At 72.7% G+C, this 18,656-nt stretch carries 1 protein-coding gene; it reads left to right on the top strand.

Annotation, left to right across the window (positions count from 1 at the left end; genetic code table 11):
- Positions 1–77 precede the first annotated feature (77 nt).
- Positions 78–18,656, top strand: a complete 18,579-nt coding sequence (locus tag M2157_RS13140) for a non-ribosomal peptide synthetase (protein WP_280868197.1) — start codon at positions 78–80, stop codon at positions 18,654–18,656.

The raw sequence follows: 18,656 nt of genomic DNA, 5'->3' as shown, positions 1-18,656 counted from the left end.
GAGAGTGAGAAATGCGCGAGTCCGCGTCGATCCGGGAATTGAAGTGACGAGGGAGCAGAACCTTGCGTTCGTTTGGCGTGTCGTCGGCCCAGCAAGGACTGTGGCTTGCACAGAAAATGGCTCCGGAGTTTTCCAACAACGCGTCGATGCTCTGGGACATCGTCGGCGACGTCGATCCGGGCGTCCTGGAGACCGCAATCCGGCAGGTGTTCCACGAGGCTGATGCCACGCTCGTGAACTTCGTGGAGCAGGGGGACGCACTCCGGCAGGTGATCGGCGACCCGGGCCGACTGCGCCCGTTCCTGCACGATGTCAGCGACCGACCGGATCCCGAAGCGGCCGCCTACACCCTCCTCACCGACCTGATCGGTCGCCCCTTCGACCTGGCCCGCGACCTCCTGTACCGCGTCGGCGTGATCCGCCTCGCGCCCGCCCGGCATTTGCTGGTGCAGGTGTTCCACCACGTGGTGGCCGATGGCTACGGCGTGATGTCCCTGCTGTCCGGTCGTACGGCGGAGATCTACACCGCACTGGTCGGCGGACGGCCCGTGCCCGAGGCACGGTTCGACGGAGCCGAGGGGATCGTGGACGCCGACCGGCGGTACCGGACGTCGCAGCGGTACACCGACGACGCGCGCTTCTGGCAGGACTACCTGGCGCAGGGCACCGCACCGGCCCGGCTGCCAGGTCTCGGCACCACCGCGTCACGGCTGCTGGGCCACGGCCTTCACGAGCGGACCGAGCCGGCGGACCGCTGGGCCGGCCTGAGCGACGCCATCGGCGTGGTGAGCCGCGTGGTGGCCGTCCCCGGGAGCGAGGCGGCGGCGTGGGAGAAGGCGGCCGGTGACCTGGGCGTACGCATGCCGGCCTTCCTCGCCGCAGCCGCGGCCACCTACCTCGGCCGACGGTGCGGACTGCGTGAACTGGTGTTCTCCCTCAGTACGAAGAACCGGGACGAGGCAGTGCAGCGCGCCCCCGGACTGACCATGAACGTGGTGCCCATCCGGGCCCGGGTCCCGGTCTCGGCGAGCTTCGCCGAGATCACCGCTGCCGTGGCCGCGGAGCGCCGGGTGGTGTTCGCCCACGCCCGGCACCACGTGAGCGACATTCAGCGCGGCACCGGCGCGGTCGGGACCACGCGGAGCCCGTTCGGAGTCCTGGTCAACGTGATCCCGTACGTCACCGCGCTCGACTTCGCGGGCAGCCGGGCGCACCTGTACAGCGGGGCATGGGGCACCGTCGACGAACTGACGATCTCCACGTACCACGACGGTCGCGACGGCGGAGACCTCAACATCCGCCTGGATGCCCCGCCGTCTCTCTACGGCGCCGCCGAACTGCGGCTGCTCGCCGAGGAACTGCTCCAGCTGACACGCGCCGTGGCGGACCGGCCCGACGTGCCCGTCGGGCGGCTCGACGTGGTCCGGCCGGACCATCGCGACCTGCTGGTCACCGAGGTCAACGACACCACCAGGCCGACCCCCGAGCGGACCGTTCCGGACCTGGTGCGGCGGCAGGCCCGCGCCACGCCCGACGCGGTCGCCGTGGTCGACGGTGAGACCTCGCTCAGCCATCGGGAACTCGACGAACGCTCGGATCGGCTCGCTGCCGGGCTGCGACGGCGCGGCGTCACCCCCGACTCCCTGGTGGCGGTGGTGCTGCCCAGGTCGTCCGACTTGGTGGTGGCACTGCTCGCGGTCCTCAAAGCGGGCGGCGCCTACCTGCCGATCGACCCCGGGTACCCGCCCGAGCGGGTGACGCGCATGGTTCGCGACGCCCGTCCGGTGCTGACGCTCACCACCACCGCACATGTCGGTGCCGTCCCCGACACCGTCTGCCCCTCGGTCCTTCTGGACAGTCCGGGTGCTCTGCCGGACGAGACGATCAGCGAGGGCGGTCAGGCCGACCGGCTCGCCTACGTCATGTACACCTCTGGATCGACCGGGGTGCCCAAGGGCATCGGTGTGACCCACCGAAACATCGTCGACCTTGTGCTGGATGAGCGGTGGGAGTCCGGCCAGGAACGGGTGCTGCTGCGGTCGCCGCACGTCTTCGACGCGTCGACGTACGAGATCTGGGTGCCGCTGGCGCACGGCGGACGCATCGTCGTGGCGCCCCCTGGGGACCTCGACTGTGCCGCGCTCGCGGACCTCGTGGCCGTAGAGCGCCTCTCGTCGGTGTTTCTGACGACCGCACTCTTCAACCTCCTGGTGGAGCAGGATCCCGGCTGCTTCACCGGCTTGAGCCAGGTGTGGACGGGCGGCGAGCGGGTCAGCCCCGAGACCGTCCGCACGGCGGTGCGCGCCTGCCCGGGGACGACGTTCGTCCACGTCTACGGCCCCACCGAGACGACCGTCTACGCGACCTGCCACCCGGTGGGCACCGAGGGGAACGCCGGCGACGACATCCCGATCGGCCGCCCGATGGACAACACCCGCGCCTACGTGCTGGACGACGCGTTGCGGCCGGTGCCCCCCGGTTGCCCCGGTGAGCTGTATCTGGCCGGTTCCGGCCTCGCCCGGGGCTACCTGGGCCGAAGCGCGCTGACGGCGGAGCGGTTCGTCGCCTGCCCCTACGGCGGGATGGGCGAGCGGATGTACCGCACAGGGGACGTCGTTGTGTGGACGGCCGACGCGGAGCTGGTGTTCGTCGGCCGCGCCGACGACCAGGTCAAGATCCGCGGCTTCCGGATCGAGCCCGGCGAGATCGCCGCCACCCTCGAAAGCCACCCGGAGCTCTCCGGGGCCGTCGTGGTCGCCCGCGACGACCCGGGCGCGGGCGGCGGGAAGCAACTGGTGGCCTATGTGGCCGCGGCCGAGCCGCCGGCCGTGGACGACCTGCGCCGGTTCCTGACCGACCGACTGCCGGAGTTCATGGTGCCCGCGGCCTTCGTCGTGCTCGACCGACTGCCGATCAACCCGAACGGCAAGGTGGACCGCGCCGCGCTGCCCGACCCGGAGCTCCACCACGAGCGCTACCGGGCACCCCGCACACCGCGCGAGGAGACCCTCGCACGGCTGTTCTCCGAGTTGACCGGTGTGGAACGGGTCGGCGTCGACGACAACTTCTTCCTGCTCGGCGGCCATTCGCTGCTCGTCACCCGGCTCGTGAACCGTATCCGGGCCGAGCTGGGTGCCGAGCTCTCCATCGGCGTGGTCTTCGCCGGGCCCACCGTCGCCGAACTCGCCGGCCGGCTGGACGCAGAGGCCCCCGCGCGCCCGCCGCTGCGGCCGGCGCAGCGTCCGGACCGCCTGCCGCTGTCCTACGCACAGCGGCGGCTGTGGTTCCTGCACCGGTTCCAGGAGCCGTCGGCCGACTACAACATCCCCGCGGTGTTCCGACTGAGCGGCCCGCTCGACCCGGCCGCCCTCGGCGCCGCGCTGCGGGACGTGGTCGGCCGCCACGAAGCCCTGCGCACGGTGGTCGCCGAGGACGAGCACGGCGTCCCCCACCAGCGGGTCATCCCCGCGGCCGAGGCCGTGATCGACATCCCCGTCCTGCAGGCCCGGCCGGAGACGCTCGACGCCGCGGTGACCGAGTCGGCGGCTCGGCTGTTCGACCTCGCCCGCGACCTACCGGTCCGCGCGGACCTGCTCCGCCTCTCCGCCGAGGAGCACGTACTGGTCCTGGTCCTCCACCACATCGCCGGGGACGGTGAAAGCGTCCTGCCGCTCGGACGGGACCTGTCCACGGCGTACACGGCCCGGCTGCGCGGCACTGCTCCGGACTGGCCCGCACTGCCCGTGCAGTACGCCGACTACACCCTCTGGCAGCGGCAGTTGCTGGCGGACGGACCCGACGCGGACGGCCTGCTGGCCCGCCAGCTGACGTACTGGCAGCGCGAACTCGCGGGCCTGCCGCAGCCGATGCGGCTGCCGGCCGACCGACCGCGCCCGGAGGTGGCCGACCACCGCGGCGGTGTCGTCGAGTTCGGCGTCGAACCCGAACTGCTCTACGCAGTACAGCAGTTGGCTCGTGACCGGGGTGCCACGCCGTCGATGGTGCTGCAGACGGCGCTGGCGGTGCTGCTCCACCAGATGGGCTGCGGGGACGACCTCGCCCTTGGCTCGCCCATCGCGGGCCGCACGGACGAGGTCCTCGCCGACCTGGTGGGCTTCTTCGTCAACACCTGGGTGCTGCGCGTGCGGCTGTCCCCGCACCAGCCGTTCGAACGCGTGCTGGCGCAGGTCGGAGCCAAGGCACTGGCCGCCTACGACAACCAGGACGCGCCGTTCGACCAGCTCGTCGAGCACCTCAACCCCGAGCGCTCCCTCGGCTACCACCCCCTGTTCCAGGTGATGTTCGCCTGGCAGGACGTATTGCCAGGGTTCGACCTGGCCGGGGTGCGCGCGGAGTGGACCTTCGCTTCCACCGGCACGTCGAAGTTCGACCTGCTGTTCAACGTGGGACCGGACGCCCAGGGGCGGGGGCTGCGCGGCGGGATCGAGTACGCGACCGACCTGTTTGACCGGGCCGGCGTCGAACGGATCGCGGACCGGTACGTCCGGGTGCTGCGCCAGGTCGTGGCCGACCCTGCGCTGCCCGTGGGCGCCGTCGATGTCCGCACCCCTGGCGAGCGGACCGGCGGGCGGATCCACGCCGCCTCACCTGTGCCGCAGACCACCCTCACCGGCGAGTTCGCCCGGAGGGTGGCGGAGACACCGGATGCCGTCGCGCTGGTCCACGGCCCGGCGGAGCTGACCTACCGCGAGCTGGACGCCCGAGCCGACCGCCTGGCCCACGTCCTGATGGACTATGGCGTCGTCCCGGAGAGCGTCGTGGCGATCGCCCTTGCGCGCTCCCCGGAGTGGGCCGTGGCCGCCCTCGCCGTGCTCAAGGCCGGCGGGGCCTGTCTGCCGGTCGACCCGGCCCACCCCGCCGACCGGACCGCCCTCGTCCTGGCCGACGCCGCCCCACGACTGGTGCTGACCGACGTGGCGTGCGCCGACCGGCTGCCCGCCGTCGGCATCCCGAGACTGCTTCTCCCGCCGCAGGAGAACACCGGCGAGCAGACGGCCGGCGTCGACCTCGCGCACCCCGACGGCCTGGCCTTCCTGTTGTCCGTGTCCGGCCCGGACGGGCGGCCGCGCGGCGTCGCCCTGACCCACCGCAACGTACTGTCGTCGATCACCACCAGCGCCGACCGCGGTCCGGGCCGGGACGACGTAGTGGCCTGGAGCCACTCGCCCGCGACCGACATCGCGGTGTGGGAAGTGTGCGCGGCCCTGCTGAACGGCGGCCGCACGGCGGTCGTGACGGAGGAGGTACGGCGGTCTCCCGCCGCGCTGTGGGGACTGCTCGCCGACGGCACCGTCACCACGCTCACCCTCGATCCGGCCACGCTCGACGCGCTGGTCACGCACGCACACACCGCCGCCGAACGACCCGACTCCGACGCGAGGTCCCGCACCGTGCTCCTGGTCGGCGAACGCCCCGACAGGGCACGGCTGGCCGAGTGGACCGCCCAACTGCCCCGGTCCCTCGCGTTGGCCGACCTCTACGGGAGCTCCGAGACGGCCACGGACACTCCCCTCGCCCATGTGCGTCTGCTCGGGCCCGGTCTGACACCGCCGCCACCGGGCTCGGTGGGCGAGGTGTACGTCGCCGGTGCCGGTGTCGCGCGCGGCTACCGGGGACACGCCGGGCTGACCGCCGTGCGGTTCGTTCCGGACCCCTTCGGGCCACCCGGCGCGCGGATGTACCGCACCGGTGACCTGGCGCGGATCACCCCGGACGGGGCGCTGGAGTTCGTCGGCACGACCGCCACGCGCGTGCGGGTGGACGGTCTCCTCGCCGAACCGGCCGAGGTGGAGACGGCGCTGCTGGCCTACCCGGGTGTCACACAGGCCGTCGTCCTGCCGAGCGAGGGGGCCAGGGGCGAACGGCGGCTGGTGGCATACGTGGTCGCGGCCTCCGGGGCGACCGGCGACACCGATGTCGACCTGACGGCAGGCGTCTCCGTCGCCGAACTGCGGGCTTTCGCGGCCCGCCGGCTGCCGGAACCCATGGTGCCCGCCGCGCTCGTCGTCCTGGACCGGCTGCCGATGACCGACGCCGGTGAGCTGGACCGTGCCGCCCTGCCCGCGCCCGACACGACGTCAGAGACTTACCGGGCCCCGGAGTCGGCGGTCGAGGAGATCTTGGCCACCATCTACGCCGAGGTGCTGGGGCTGGACCGGGTCGGCGTGGACGACGACTTCTTCGCCGCCGGGGGAGAGAGCATCCGCTCCATCCAGGTGGCCGTACAGGCTCGCGCGGCCGGCATCGGAATCGACCCCCGGCAGGTGTTCGAGCACCGGACCGTCGCCCGCCTCGCCGCGGCCGCGGACACCACCGGCGAGCGAGGCACGGCGCTGGCCGAACTCGACGGCGGCGCCGCCGGGTGGATGCCGCTGTCGCCGATCGCGCGATACGTCCTCCAACTCGGTGGGGACTGTGCGGCCTTCGCACAGAGCATGGTGCTGACCCTGCCGCCCGACGTGGACGAGGCCGGGCTCACCGCGACCGTGACCGCGGTACTGGACCACCACGCCGTCCTGCGGTCCTGCCTGGTTCAGGAACCCGAGCCCGGTCTGGTGGCCGGCGAACCCCTGCGCACGGACGGCCTGATCCGGCGCGCCGCGTGGGCCGGGGACACGGACGGGGAGGACTGGCGACGGCTGCTGGACGAGGAAGCCCGGGCCGCCGCCGCCGAACTCGACCCGGCCGCGGGCGTGATGGCGCGCATGGTCTGGTTCCCCACCGCCCGCCGGTTGTTGGTGGTGTTGCATCACTTGGTGGTGGATGGGGTGTCGTGGCGGGTGTTGGTGGGGGATTTGGCTGCGGCGTGGCGTGTGGTGTGTGGGGGTGGTGTGCCGGTGTTGGCGGTGGGGTCGACGTCGGTGCGGCGGTGGGCGCATGCGTTGGTGGAGGAGGCGTCGCGGCCGGGGCGGGTGGCTGAGGTGGCGTGGTGGCGGGGGATGTTGGCGGGTGGGGATCCGCTGGTGGGGTCGCGGGGTGTGGATCCGGTGGTGGATGTGGTGGGGACGGTGGACAGCGTGCGGGTGGAGTTGTCGGCCGGGGTGACGGGTGCGTTGGTGCGGGGGGTTCCTGGGGCGTTTCGGTGTGGTGCTGGGGATGGGCTGGTGGCTGCGTTGGCGGTGGCGGTGCGTGCGTGGCGGGGTGGGGGTGGGTCGTCGGTGGTGTTGCGGTTGGAGGGGCATGGGCGGCAGGAGGAGGTGGTGGCGGGGGCGGATCTGTCGCGGTCGGTGGGGTGGTTCACGAGCATGTTCCCGATGCGGGTGGATGTGTCGGGGGTGGATGTGGGTGAGGTGGTGTCCGGTGGGGGTGTTGTCGGTGGGTTGGTGAAGTCGGTCAAGGAGCAGTTGGCGGCGGTGCCGGACAAGGGGCTCGGTTATGGGTTGTTGCGGTTTTTGAATGCGGAGACGTGTGGGGAGTTGGCGGGGCTGCCGGAGGGGCAGATCACCTTCAACTACCTCGGCGACCTGGCCCGGACCCCCTCCGGTTCGGGACACGACGGCTGGGTCCCCGCTCCCGAGGCCGGCGGCCTGCAGGCACCGCCGGCCGCGGACATGCCCGTCATGTCCGCCCTCGACGTGACCGCCGCGGTCACGGGCGAGGAGCCTCGGCTGTCCGCCGTGTTCAGCTTCCCCACCGGTGTGCTGTCCGCGGCGGAGGTACAACGGCTGGCCGACCTGTGGGTGGCCGCCCTGGAGGGCATCGCCGGTCACGTCAGCGGTCCCGGCGCGGGCGGCCTGACCCCCTCCGACCTGCCGCTGGTCACGGTGAGCCAGCAGGACATCGACCGGTGGGAGGCCCGGTATCCCCGCCTCGCCGACGTATGGTCGCTGACCCCGCTCCAGTCGGGACTGCTGTTCCACGCCGCCCTGGCCGACACGTCGTTCGACGCCTACCGGATCCAGCTCGTCTTCCACCTGAGCGGACCGGTGGACGCGGACCGTATGCGGGCGGCCGGTCAGGCCCTGCTCGACCGGCACACCAGCCTGCGCACCGCGTTCGTCACCGCGGACGACGGTGAGCCCGTGCAACTCGTGGTCGACGGTGTGACCCTGCCCTGGCGGGAGATCAACCTCGCCGACCTGCCCGCCGACGGCGTCGGCCGAGCCGTCGACCGGTTCCTGGCCGAGGACCTGGGCGACCACTTCGCCCTCGACACCCCGCCGCTACTGCGGATGACCCTGCTGCGCACCGGCACCGAGCGCGCCGAACTCGTCCTCACCTCCCACCATCTGCTGTTCGACGGCTGGTCGCTGCCGGTCCTGATGACCGAGCTGCTACGGCTGTACACCACCGCGGGTGACCCGGCCGCGCTGCCCCGGCCACGCGACTTCCGGCAGTTCCTGGACTGGCTGGCCCGGCGGGATCCCGCCGCCTCGGAGTGGGCATGGGCCGACGAACTCGACGGCGTCGAGGAACCCACCCTGCTCGCCCCCGTCCTCACCGGCCCGGGCACCGCGCCCGGCGACGACCCCGTTGGCATCGGGCGGCTCGACGTACCGCTGTCCGCCGCGGACGCGATGCTCCTGACCCGGCGCGCGGCCGACCTCGGCGTCACGGTCAACACCGTGCTCCAGAGCGCCTGGGGACTGCTGCTGGCCCAGCTCACCGGACGGCAGGACGTCGTGTTCGGCGTCACTGTCTCGGGCCGGCCGGCCGAGGTCGCCGAAGTGGACACGATGATCGGACTGTTCGTCAACACGGTCCCGGCACGCGTGCGGTTCACCCCGGGCGACACCGTCGGCGACCTGCTGACCGGGTTGCAGCGGCGGCAGGCCGCACTGCTCGAACACCACCACCACCCGCTCACCGAACTGCACCGGCTGACCGGGCTGGACGTGCTGTTCGACACCCTGGTCGCCTACGAGTCCTACCCGGTCGACCGGGCGGGCATCAGCGAGGCCAACACCGCCGCGGGCGTCGAGATCACCGGCATCCGCCCCTTCACCGTCACCCACTACCCGCTCACCCTGCTCGCCGCCGCCGACCCCCACCTGCGCGTCACCCTCCAGTACCAGCGGCAGGTGCTCGGCCCCGAGACGGCCGAGGACCTGGCGGAGCGGCTCGGCCATGTCCTGTGCCTGCTCACCGGGGACCCCGCCACGCCGCTGGCCGCGCTGGACACGCTGCTGCCAGGTGAGCGCGACCACCTGCTGCACGCGCACAACGACACGAGCGTGCCGCTGCCCGACCTGACTGTTGTCGAGTTGACCGCACGACAGGCCGCCCGCACCCCCGGGGCGGTCGCCGTGGCCGACGAACACGATTCGCTCACCTACCGAGAGCTCGAAGCCGAGGCCAACCGGCTGGCGCACGCGCTCATCGCCCGCGGCGCGGGCCCGGAGTCCGTGATCGCCGTGGCGCTGCCGCGATCGGCCCGGCTGGTGACGGTGATCCTCGGCGTCCTGAAGTCAGGAGCGGCCTACCTCCCCGTCGACCCCGACTTCCCCGGCACACGGCTCGACCACGTACTGTCCGACGCCCGGCCCCTGCTGATCCTGACCGACGAAGCGACCTGCGCGGCACTGCCCTGCCCGGACCTTCCCCGGCTCCTCCTCGCCGACGCGATCCCCGCGACCGCGGACACCGATCCGGGCCGCCGGGCACGGCCCGGCAACGCCGCCTACGTGATGTACACCTCGGGGTCCAGCGGCACCCCCAAGGGAGTGACGATCACGCATCGCAACGTGGTCAACGGAGTGCTGGGCCTGCTGGACAGTCCGGGCATGCCGTCCGGCGGCCGGACGCTGGCCGGCACCTCGATCTCCTTCGACGTCTCGGTGTTCGAGATGTTCACCACGCTGAGCACGGGCGGCACCGTGGACGTGGTCCGTGACGTGCTGGCACTCGGTGAGCGGGAGAACTGGTCCGGCGGAGTGCTCAGCACGGTGCCGTCCGCGTTCGGCGAGCTGGCCGGGCGACTGGCCGGCCGGGTCACCGCGGACGCGGTGGTCTTCGCCGGTGAGGGGCTGTCCGCCGGACTGGCCGACCGAGTCCGGCAGACACTGCCCGGCGCACGTGTCGTCAACGCGTACGGACAGAGCGAGACGTTCTACGCCACCACGTTCACCCTGCCCGACGACCGGGACCTGCCGGCCGACGCGGCCGTGCCGATCGGCCTGCCGCTGGGCAATGTACGGGTGTACGTCCTCGGCCCGGGACTCCAGCCCGTCCCGGCGGGCGTGCCGGGTGAACTCTACGTCGCGGGCGCGTGCGTGGGCCGGGGATACCTGGGCCGCTGCGGGCTGACCGCCGAACGCTTCGTGGCCGACCCGTTCGGACCGCCCGGTGCCCGGATGTACCGCACCGGAGACCTCGGCCGGCGCAACGCCCACGGCGAACTCGAGTACACCGGGCGGGCAGACGCACAGGTGAAGGTCCGCGGATACCGCATCGAGCCCGCGGAGGTGGAGGCCACGCTGGCCGAACATCCCGCGGTGGGTCAGGTCGTGGTCGTGGCCAGGGCTGCCGGCGCCGAGCGGCGGCTGGTCGCGTACGTGACGCCCGTCGGCCCTGTACCGGCGGAAGAGATACGCGCCTTCGCCGAGACCCGGCTGCCCTCGTACATGGTGCCCTCCGCCGTGGTGCTGCTGGACCGGTTCCCGCTGACACCGAGCGGAAAGCTGGACAGGCGCGCCCTGCCCGAGCCGGAGTTCACCGGCACCACCTACATCGCCCCGCGCACCCGGGGCGAGGACGCCCTGGCCCGGCTGTTCGCCGAGGTCCTCGGGGCGGACCGGGTCGGCGTGGACGACGACTTCTTCGCACTCGGCGGCCACTCCCTGCTCGCCACCCGGCTGGTCGGCCGGATCCGCGCGGACCTGGGCGCGGAGGTGCCGATCCGCGCCGTACTCGAAGCACCCACGGTCGCCCGGCTGGCCGCCCGGCTGCGGGACGGCGCACGCGTCCGGCCGGCGCTGACCCGCGCGCAGCGCCCGGACCGCATCCCGCTGTCGTACGCGCAGCGCCGCATGTGGTTCATCGACCGCTTCGAGGGACCGTCCGCCACCTACAACCTGCCGCTCGCGGTGCGCCTGCACGGTCCGCTGGACGTGCCCGCGCTCGGTTCGGCGGTCCTGGACGTGCTCGCCCGGCACGAGAGCCTGCGCACCCTGGTCACCGAGGACGAGGCGGGGACCGGGTACCAGCGCGTGATCCCCGTCGATCAGGTGATGCCGGACATCCCGGTCCTGCCGGCGACCGAGGACGACGTACCCCGGCTGGTCGCCGAGTTCGCCGCGCACGAGTTCGACCTGTACACGGAGCTGCCACTGCGGATCCGGCTGCTGCGCCTCGCCTCCGACACGCACGTGCTGGTGCTGGTGGTCCACCACATCGCCGCCGACGGCGGGTCCGCGGCACCCCTGACCCGGGACCTGTCCGCCGCCTACGCGGCACGGCACGCGGGCCGGGCGCCGGCGTGGCCGGACCTGTCGGTGCAGTACGCCGACTACACCCTGTGGCACGCCGAGCTGCTCGGCGCCGAGAACGACCAGGACAGCCTGCTCGCCGAGCAGTTCGCCTACTGGCGTGCCGAACTGGCCGACGCCCCCGGACCCATCACGCTGCCGGCCGACCGGCCCAGGCCCGCGGTGGCCGGCCATCAAGGTGACCGCATCGCGTTCTCGATCGACGCGGACCTGATGGCGGCCGTCGACGAGCTGGCACAGTCGCACGGGGCGACCACGGCCATGGTGCTGCAGGCGGCGTTGGCCGTGCTGCTGCACCAGCTGGGCGCGGGCGACGACATCACCATCGGTTCGCCGATCGCGGGACGCACCGACGAGGCGCTCACCGACCTGGTCGGCTTCTTCGTCAACACCTGGGTGCTGCGCACCGGACTGTCCGGCAACCCCTCCTTCACCCGCCTCCTGGAGCAGGTCCGCGGCAAGGCGCTGGCGGCCTACGATCACCAGGACGCGCCCTTCGAACGGCTGGTGGAGCTGCTCAACCCGGACCGTTCCACCGCGTACCACCCGCTGTTCCAGGTCATGTTCGCCTGGCAGAACACGGCCCCACTGGACCTCGACCTGCCGGATCTGCGGGTGACCGCCGAGCCGGTCCCGGCCCTCACCGCCAAGTTCGACCTGCTGGTCAACCTCGCCCCGGACCCGGACGGCGGTGCCTCGGGCGCCCTCGAGTACGCCACCGACCTGTTCGACCGGCAGAGCGTCGAACGGATCGGCGACCGCTTCCTGCGGGTGTTGCGCCGGGTCGTCACCGAACCGGAGACGCGGGTCGGCGCCGTCGACGCCCTCGACGACGGCGAACGGGACCGACTGCTGGGGGAGGTGAACGACACCCACGCCCCGCTGCCGGAACTCACCGTCGCCGGTCTCTTCACCCGGCAGGCGGAGCGGACGCCGGACGCGACCGCTCTGGTGTGGCGGGACACGGAGTTGACCTATCGGCAGCTGCACACCCGGGCCGCCCGCCTCGCCCGGACGCTGTCCGGGCGCGGGGTGCGCCCAGAAGCGCTGGTGGCCGTCGCGCTGCCCAGGACTCCCCACCTGGTCGTGGCGATGCTGGCCGTGCTCATGTCGGGCGGCGTCTACCTGCCGGTCGACCCCGCCCACCCCAGCCGGCGCCTCGGCCACATACTGGCCGACGCGCGGCCGCACCTGGTGGTGACCGACACCGCCACCGCGGCCGAGCTGCCGCTCGACGGTCTGCCCCGGCTGACGCTCGACCGGCCGTACGACGCATCCGAGCGGAACCCGCTCGGCGCACGGCCGGACAACCTGGCCTATCTGATGTACACCTCCGGGACCACCGGCACGCCCAAGGGCGTGGGCATCACCCACGAGGCACTCACCAACGGTGTCCTCGCCCTCATCCGCACGGTCGGCGTGACGGAGCGGACCCGGATGCTCGCCGGCACCTCGGTCAACTTCGACGTGTCACTGTTCGAGATGTTCACCACGCTGTGCGCGGGCGGGACCGTCGAACTGGTGCGGGACGCCCTGGTCCTGGGCGAGGGGGACCAATGGACCGGCGGTGTGCTCAGTACCGTGCCGTCGGTCCTCGCCGGGCTGGCGGACGACATCGCCGGACGCGCCGGCGTGGACACGGTCGTTCTCGCCGGCGAGGCGCTGACCACGCGGCTGGCCCGGCAGGTCCGCACGGCACTGCCCGGTGCGCGCCTGATCAACGCGTATGGGCAGAGCGAGTCCTTCTACGCCGGCGCGTTCGAGGTGGCCGACGCCGACGCACTGCCGGACACCGGCGTGGTGCCGGTCGGCAGGCCGCTGGCCAACATGCGGATGTACGTCCTGGGGGCCGGGTTCGCCCCCCTGCCGCCGGGCGCCGTGGGCGAACTGTACGTCGGCGGCCTGGTCGGCCGCGGCTACCGGGGACGCGCCGGGCTGACCGCCGAGCGGTTCGTTCCGGACCCGTTCGGCTCGCCCGGCGCCCGGATGTACCGCACCGGCGACCTGGCGCGGATCACCACCGACGGACAGATCGAGTGCGTCGGACGTGCCGACGCCCAGGTGAAGGTGCGCGGGTTCCGCATCGAACCCGCGGAGATCGAAGCCGTCCTCACCGGCCACCCGGGCGTGGCCCAGGCCGTGGTGACCGCCCGGGAGGAGGCCGGCGGGGGCAAACGGCTGGTCGGATACGTCGTCCCGGTGGGCCCGGGCACTCTCGAGGACGTCGACCTGACGGCGGGCATGTCGGTGACCGAACTGCGCGGGCACGTCGCCGCCAGACTGCCCGACTACATGGTCCCCTCCGCCTTCGTCGTGCTCGACCGGCTCCCACTGAACGCCAACGGCAAGCTCGACCGGGCCGCGCTGCCCGAACCGGAGTCGGCCGGTGGTGCCTACCGGGCGCCCGCCTCGGTGCCGGAGCAGGTCCTGGCCGGCGTCTACGCCGAGGTGCTGGGGCTGGACCGGGTCGGCGTGGACGACGACTTCTTCGCCATCGGCGGCGACAGCATCCGCTCCATCCAGGTGGTCGCCCGCGCGAAGACCCAGGGTCTGTCCATCACCCCGCGCCAGGTCTTCGAATGCCGGACGGTGGCCGAACTCGCCCGGGCCGCCCTCCAGGAGGGCGCGGACGGCGGCGCCCCGGTGCTCGCGGAGCTGCCCGGCGGCGGCGTGGGCTGGATGCCGCTGCTGCCCATGGCCAGGTACCTGCTCGAACTGGGCGGGAGCCACGACCGGTACGCCATGTCGATGGTGCTCGAACTTCCGGACGGCATCACTGAGGACGGCCTGACCGCGACGCTGGCCGCCGTGGTCGAGCGCCACGACGTACTGCGCTCGACCCTCACCACCGAGCCCGAACCGGGCCTGGTGGTCGGCGCCCCCGGGTCCGTGGACGCCGCCGCATGGCTCCGCGTCGTCGACGTCGGCGCGGCCGACGCGTGGGAACGGCGCACGGCGGCCGAGCTCGACGCCGCCGCGGCCCGACTCGCCCCGGCGGCCGGGGTGATGGGGCAGTTCGTCTGGCTGCGACCGACGGCGGGACCCGGCCGGTTGTTGGTGGTGTTGCATCACTTGGTGGTGGATGGGGTGTCGTGGCGGGTGTTGGTGGGGGATTTGGCTGCGGCGTGGCGGGTGTTGTGTGGGGGTGGTGTGCCGGTGTTGGCGGTGGGGTCGACGTCGGTGCGGCGGTGGGCGCATGCGTTGGTGGAGGAGGCGTCGCGGCCGGGGCGGGTGGCTGAGGTGGCGTGGTGGCGGGGGATGTTGGCGGGTGGGGATCCGCTGGTGGGGTCGCGGGGTGTGGATCCGGTGGTGGATGTGGTGGGGACGGTGGACAGCGTGCGGGTGGAGTTGTCGGCCGGGGTGACGGGTGCGTTGGTGCGGGGGGTTCCTGGGGCGTTTCGGTGTGGTGCTGGGGATGGGCTGGTGGCTGCGTTGGCGGTGGCGGTGCGTGCGTGGCGGGGTGGGGGTGGGTCGTCGGTGGTGTTGCGGTTGGAGGGGCATGGGCGGCAGGAGGAGGTGGTGGCGGGGGCGGATCTGTCGCGGTCGGTGGGGTGGTTCACGAGCATGTTCCCGGTGCGGGTGGATGTGTCGGGGGTGGATGTGGGTGAGGTGGTGTCCGGTGGGGGTGTTGTCGGTGGGTTGGTGAAGTCGGTCAAGGAGCAGTTGGCGGCGGTGCCGGACAAGGGGCTCGGTTATGGGTTGCTGCGGTTTGTGAATGCGGAGACGTGTGGGGAGTTGGCGGGGCTGCCGGAGGGGCAGATCACCTTCAACTACCTCGGCCAGTTCACCGCGGCCGACATGCCCGGCCGCGCCGAGGGCTGGCGGGCGATCACCACCGTCGGCGCCCCCGCCCCCGACAGCGACCTGCCCGTCATGTCCGCGCTGGAGATCTCCGCCGCGGTCACGGGCGAGGAGCCTCGGCTGTCCGCCGTGTTCAGCTTCCCCACCGGCGTGCTGTCCGCGGCGGAGGTACAACGGCTGGCCGACCTGTGGGTGGCCGCCCTGGAGGGCATCGCCGGTCACGTCAGCGGTCCCGGCGCGGGCGGCATGACCCCCTCCGACCTGCCGCTGGTCACGGTGAGCCAGCAGGACATCGACCGGTGGGAGGCCCGGTACCCCCGCCTCGCCGACGTATGGCCGGCCACCCCGATGCAGTCCGGGCTGCTGTTCCACAGCATGCTCGCCGGGTCATCCTTCGACGCCTACCACGTCCAGCTGGTGCTCCACCTGGAGGGAACCGTGGACCCTGACCGCATGCGGGCGGCCGGTCAGGCCCTGCTCGACCGGCACGCGAACCTGCGCACCGCGTTCGTCACCGACTCCTACGGCCGACAGGTCCAGCTCGTACTGGAACGGGTCGAGCTGCCGTGGCGCGTGTACGACCTGCGCACGCCGGACGCGCTCGAACAGCTGCTGGCCGAGGACCACGCGACCCACTTCCGGCCGGACGTACCGCCGTTGCTGCGGATGACCCTGGTCAGCACCGGTCCCGACCGTGCCGAACTCGTCCTCACCGCACACCACGCGTTGTTCGACGGCTGGTCGCTGCCGCTGCTGATGAAGGACCTCCTGCGACTGTACGGAACCGGCGGTGACGCCTCGAAGCTGCCGCGGACGCGCGGCTACTCGGACTTCCTGACCTGGCTGTCCGGGCGGGACCGCGCGGAGTCGCTGCGCGCCTGGGCGCGGGAGCTCGACGGGCTTCAGGAGCCGACGACGCTCGTCCCCGGCGCCGGCGCCGAAGCCGCCCACGGGGGGCTCGCCCAGCTCGAAGTGCCGGTACCGCCGGACGTCGCCCGTGAGCTGTCCCGGCGGGCGGCCGAGCTGGGCGTCACGATGAGCACCCTCGTCCAGGGAGCCTGGGCCGTCCTGCTCGGACGGCTGACCGGCCGGCGCGACGTCGTGTTCGGTGCCACGGTCTCCGGCCGTCCGCACGCAGTGCCGGACGCCGAGGAGATGGTGGGGCTGTTCGTCAACACGCTGCCCGTACGGGTCCGGTACGCGCCCGGGGACACGTTCACCGATCTGCTCACGGCGCTGCACGACCGGCACGCCGCCCTGATGGACCATCATCACTGCGGCCTGCCGGAGATCCAGCAACAGGCGGGCCTGGGAACCCTGTTCGACACCCTGGTGCTGTTCGAGTCGTATCCCATCGACCGGGCCGGGCTCACCGAGGCGAACACGGCAGCGGGCATCGCCATCACCGGCATCCGCCCCTCGACCGGCACCCACTACCCGCTGATCGTCGCCGCCGACGCGGCCCCCCACCTGCGGGTGGGCCTGCAGTTCCGGCCCGAGCACGTCACCGAGGAACGGGCACGCGACATCGCCGGCCGGCTCGCCCGCGTGCTGACCGGTATCGCGGCCGACCCGGACGCACCGATCGGATCGGTGCAGGTACTGGATCCGGCCGAACGGAACCTGCTGCTGCGCGAGTACAACGCCACCGCGCGGCCGGTGCCGACCCAGACGGTCCTGGATCTGTTCGAACGCCAGGCGAGGGCCACGCCGGACTCCGCCGCGCTGGTCTTCGACGGCGTCACGGTCACCTACCGGCAGCTGGACAGCCGCGCGAACCGGGTCGCGCACTGGCTCGTGGAGCGCGGAGTCGGCCCCGAGAGGCGGGTGGCGCTGGCGCTGCCGCGGTCGGCGGACCTGGTGGTGGCCGTCCTGGCCGTACTGAAGGCCGGCGGCGCCTATGTCCCCGTCGACCCCGACCACCCCGCGGCACGGACCGCGTTCGTCCTGCGTGACGCGGAGCCGACGCTGGTGGTCGACACGGATGCGCTGACACGGGACTTCACGAGGTACCCGGACATCGCGCCGGACGTCCGGCGCGCCGTCGCCGACCAACTGGCCTACATCATCTACACGTCGGGCTCGACCGGGACACCGAAGGGCGTCGCGGTGTCGCACGCCTCGCTCGGCAACTTCCTGAGCGCGATGGCGGGACGGTTCCCCCTGCGGCCGCACGACCGGCTGCTGGCGATCACGACCACGGCGTTCGACATCGCGGCACTGGAAATGTTCCTGCCGCTGCTGTCCGGCGGCACCGTGGTGATGGCTGCCAAGGAGGACGTCGCCCAGCCCGCCGCCCTGGCCGGTCTGATCGAGCGGCACGGGATCACCGTCGTCCAGGGCACGCCCTCGCTGTGGCAGATGCTGGTGTCCCACGACCCGGAACGTCTGCGTGGCGTACGGGCCCTGGTGGGCGGAGAGGCGCTCCCGGCCGACCTGGCCGAGGCACTGCTGAGCTCGGCGGACGAGGTCACCAACCTGTACGGGCCGACCGAGACGGCCATCTGGTCCACGGCGTCACCGGTCACCAGGGCCCCCGGCCCGCCGCCGATCGGCCGGCCGATCGCCAACACACGGGTCTACGTGCTGGACGAGGGCCTGTCTTTGGTGCCACCCGGCGTCGTCGGCGAACTCTACATCGCGGGCGCGGGCGTGGCCCGCGGCTACATCGGCCGGCCGGGGCTGAGCGCGGGCCGCTTCGTGGCCGACCCGTTCGCGCCGGGGGAGCGGATGTACCGCACCGGCGACCTCGTGCGATGGCGGCCGGACGGTGCCCTCGACTACCTCGGCCGGGCGGACTTCCAGGTGAAGGTCCGCGGCTACCGCATCGAACCCGGCGAAGTGGAGGCGGCCCTGCTGTCGCACCCCGAAGTGGCGCGGGCCGTGGTGACCGCCCGGGACGCGGGCCCCGGCGACCGTCGGCTGGTCGGCTACGTGGTCCGCCGAACAGACGGCCGGGCCGGGGAACGCGAATCCGGGGCGCTCGCCGCCGAACTGCGCGAACACCTCGCGGCACGGCTGCCGGACTACATGGTGCCGTCGGCCGTCGTCGTCCTCTCCGAGATCCCCCTGACGCCCAACGGCAAGGTCGACCGGCGCGCTCTGCCCGCGCCCGACTACGCGCCCGCCGCCACACGCCCGCCGCGCACACCCGAGGAGAGGGCTCTGTGCCGGTTGTTCGCCGAGGTCCTCGGGCTCGAGCGGATCGGTCTGGACGACGACTTCTTCGCGTTCGGCGGCCACTCGCTGCTCGCCACCCGCCTGATCGGCCGGATCCGTGCCGAGCTGGGCGTCGACGTACCGATCAGGACGTTCTTCGGGCACTCGACGGTCGCCGCCCTGAGTACCCGGTGGACCGATCTGTCCGCCTCCGTCCGGCCCCGCCTGCGCAAGATGACCGAGGAGTGA

The sequence above is a fragment of the Streptomyces sp. SAI-127 genome (genome assembly GCF_029894425.1).
Classification (GTDB): Bacteria; Actinomycetota; Actinomycetes; order Streptomycetales; family Streptomycetaceae; genus Streptomyces.
The sequence above is the reverse complement of the archived record's forward strand: the minus strand, read 5'-3'. Positions and strand labels throughout refer to the sequence as shown.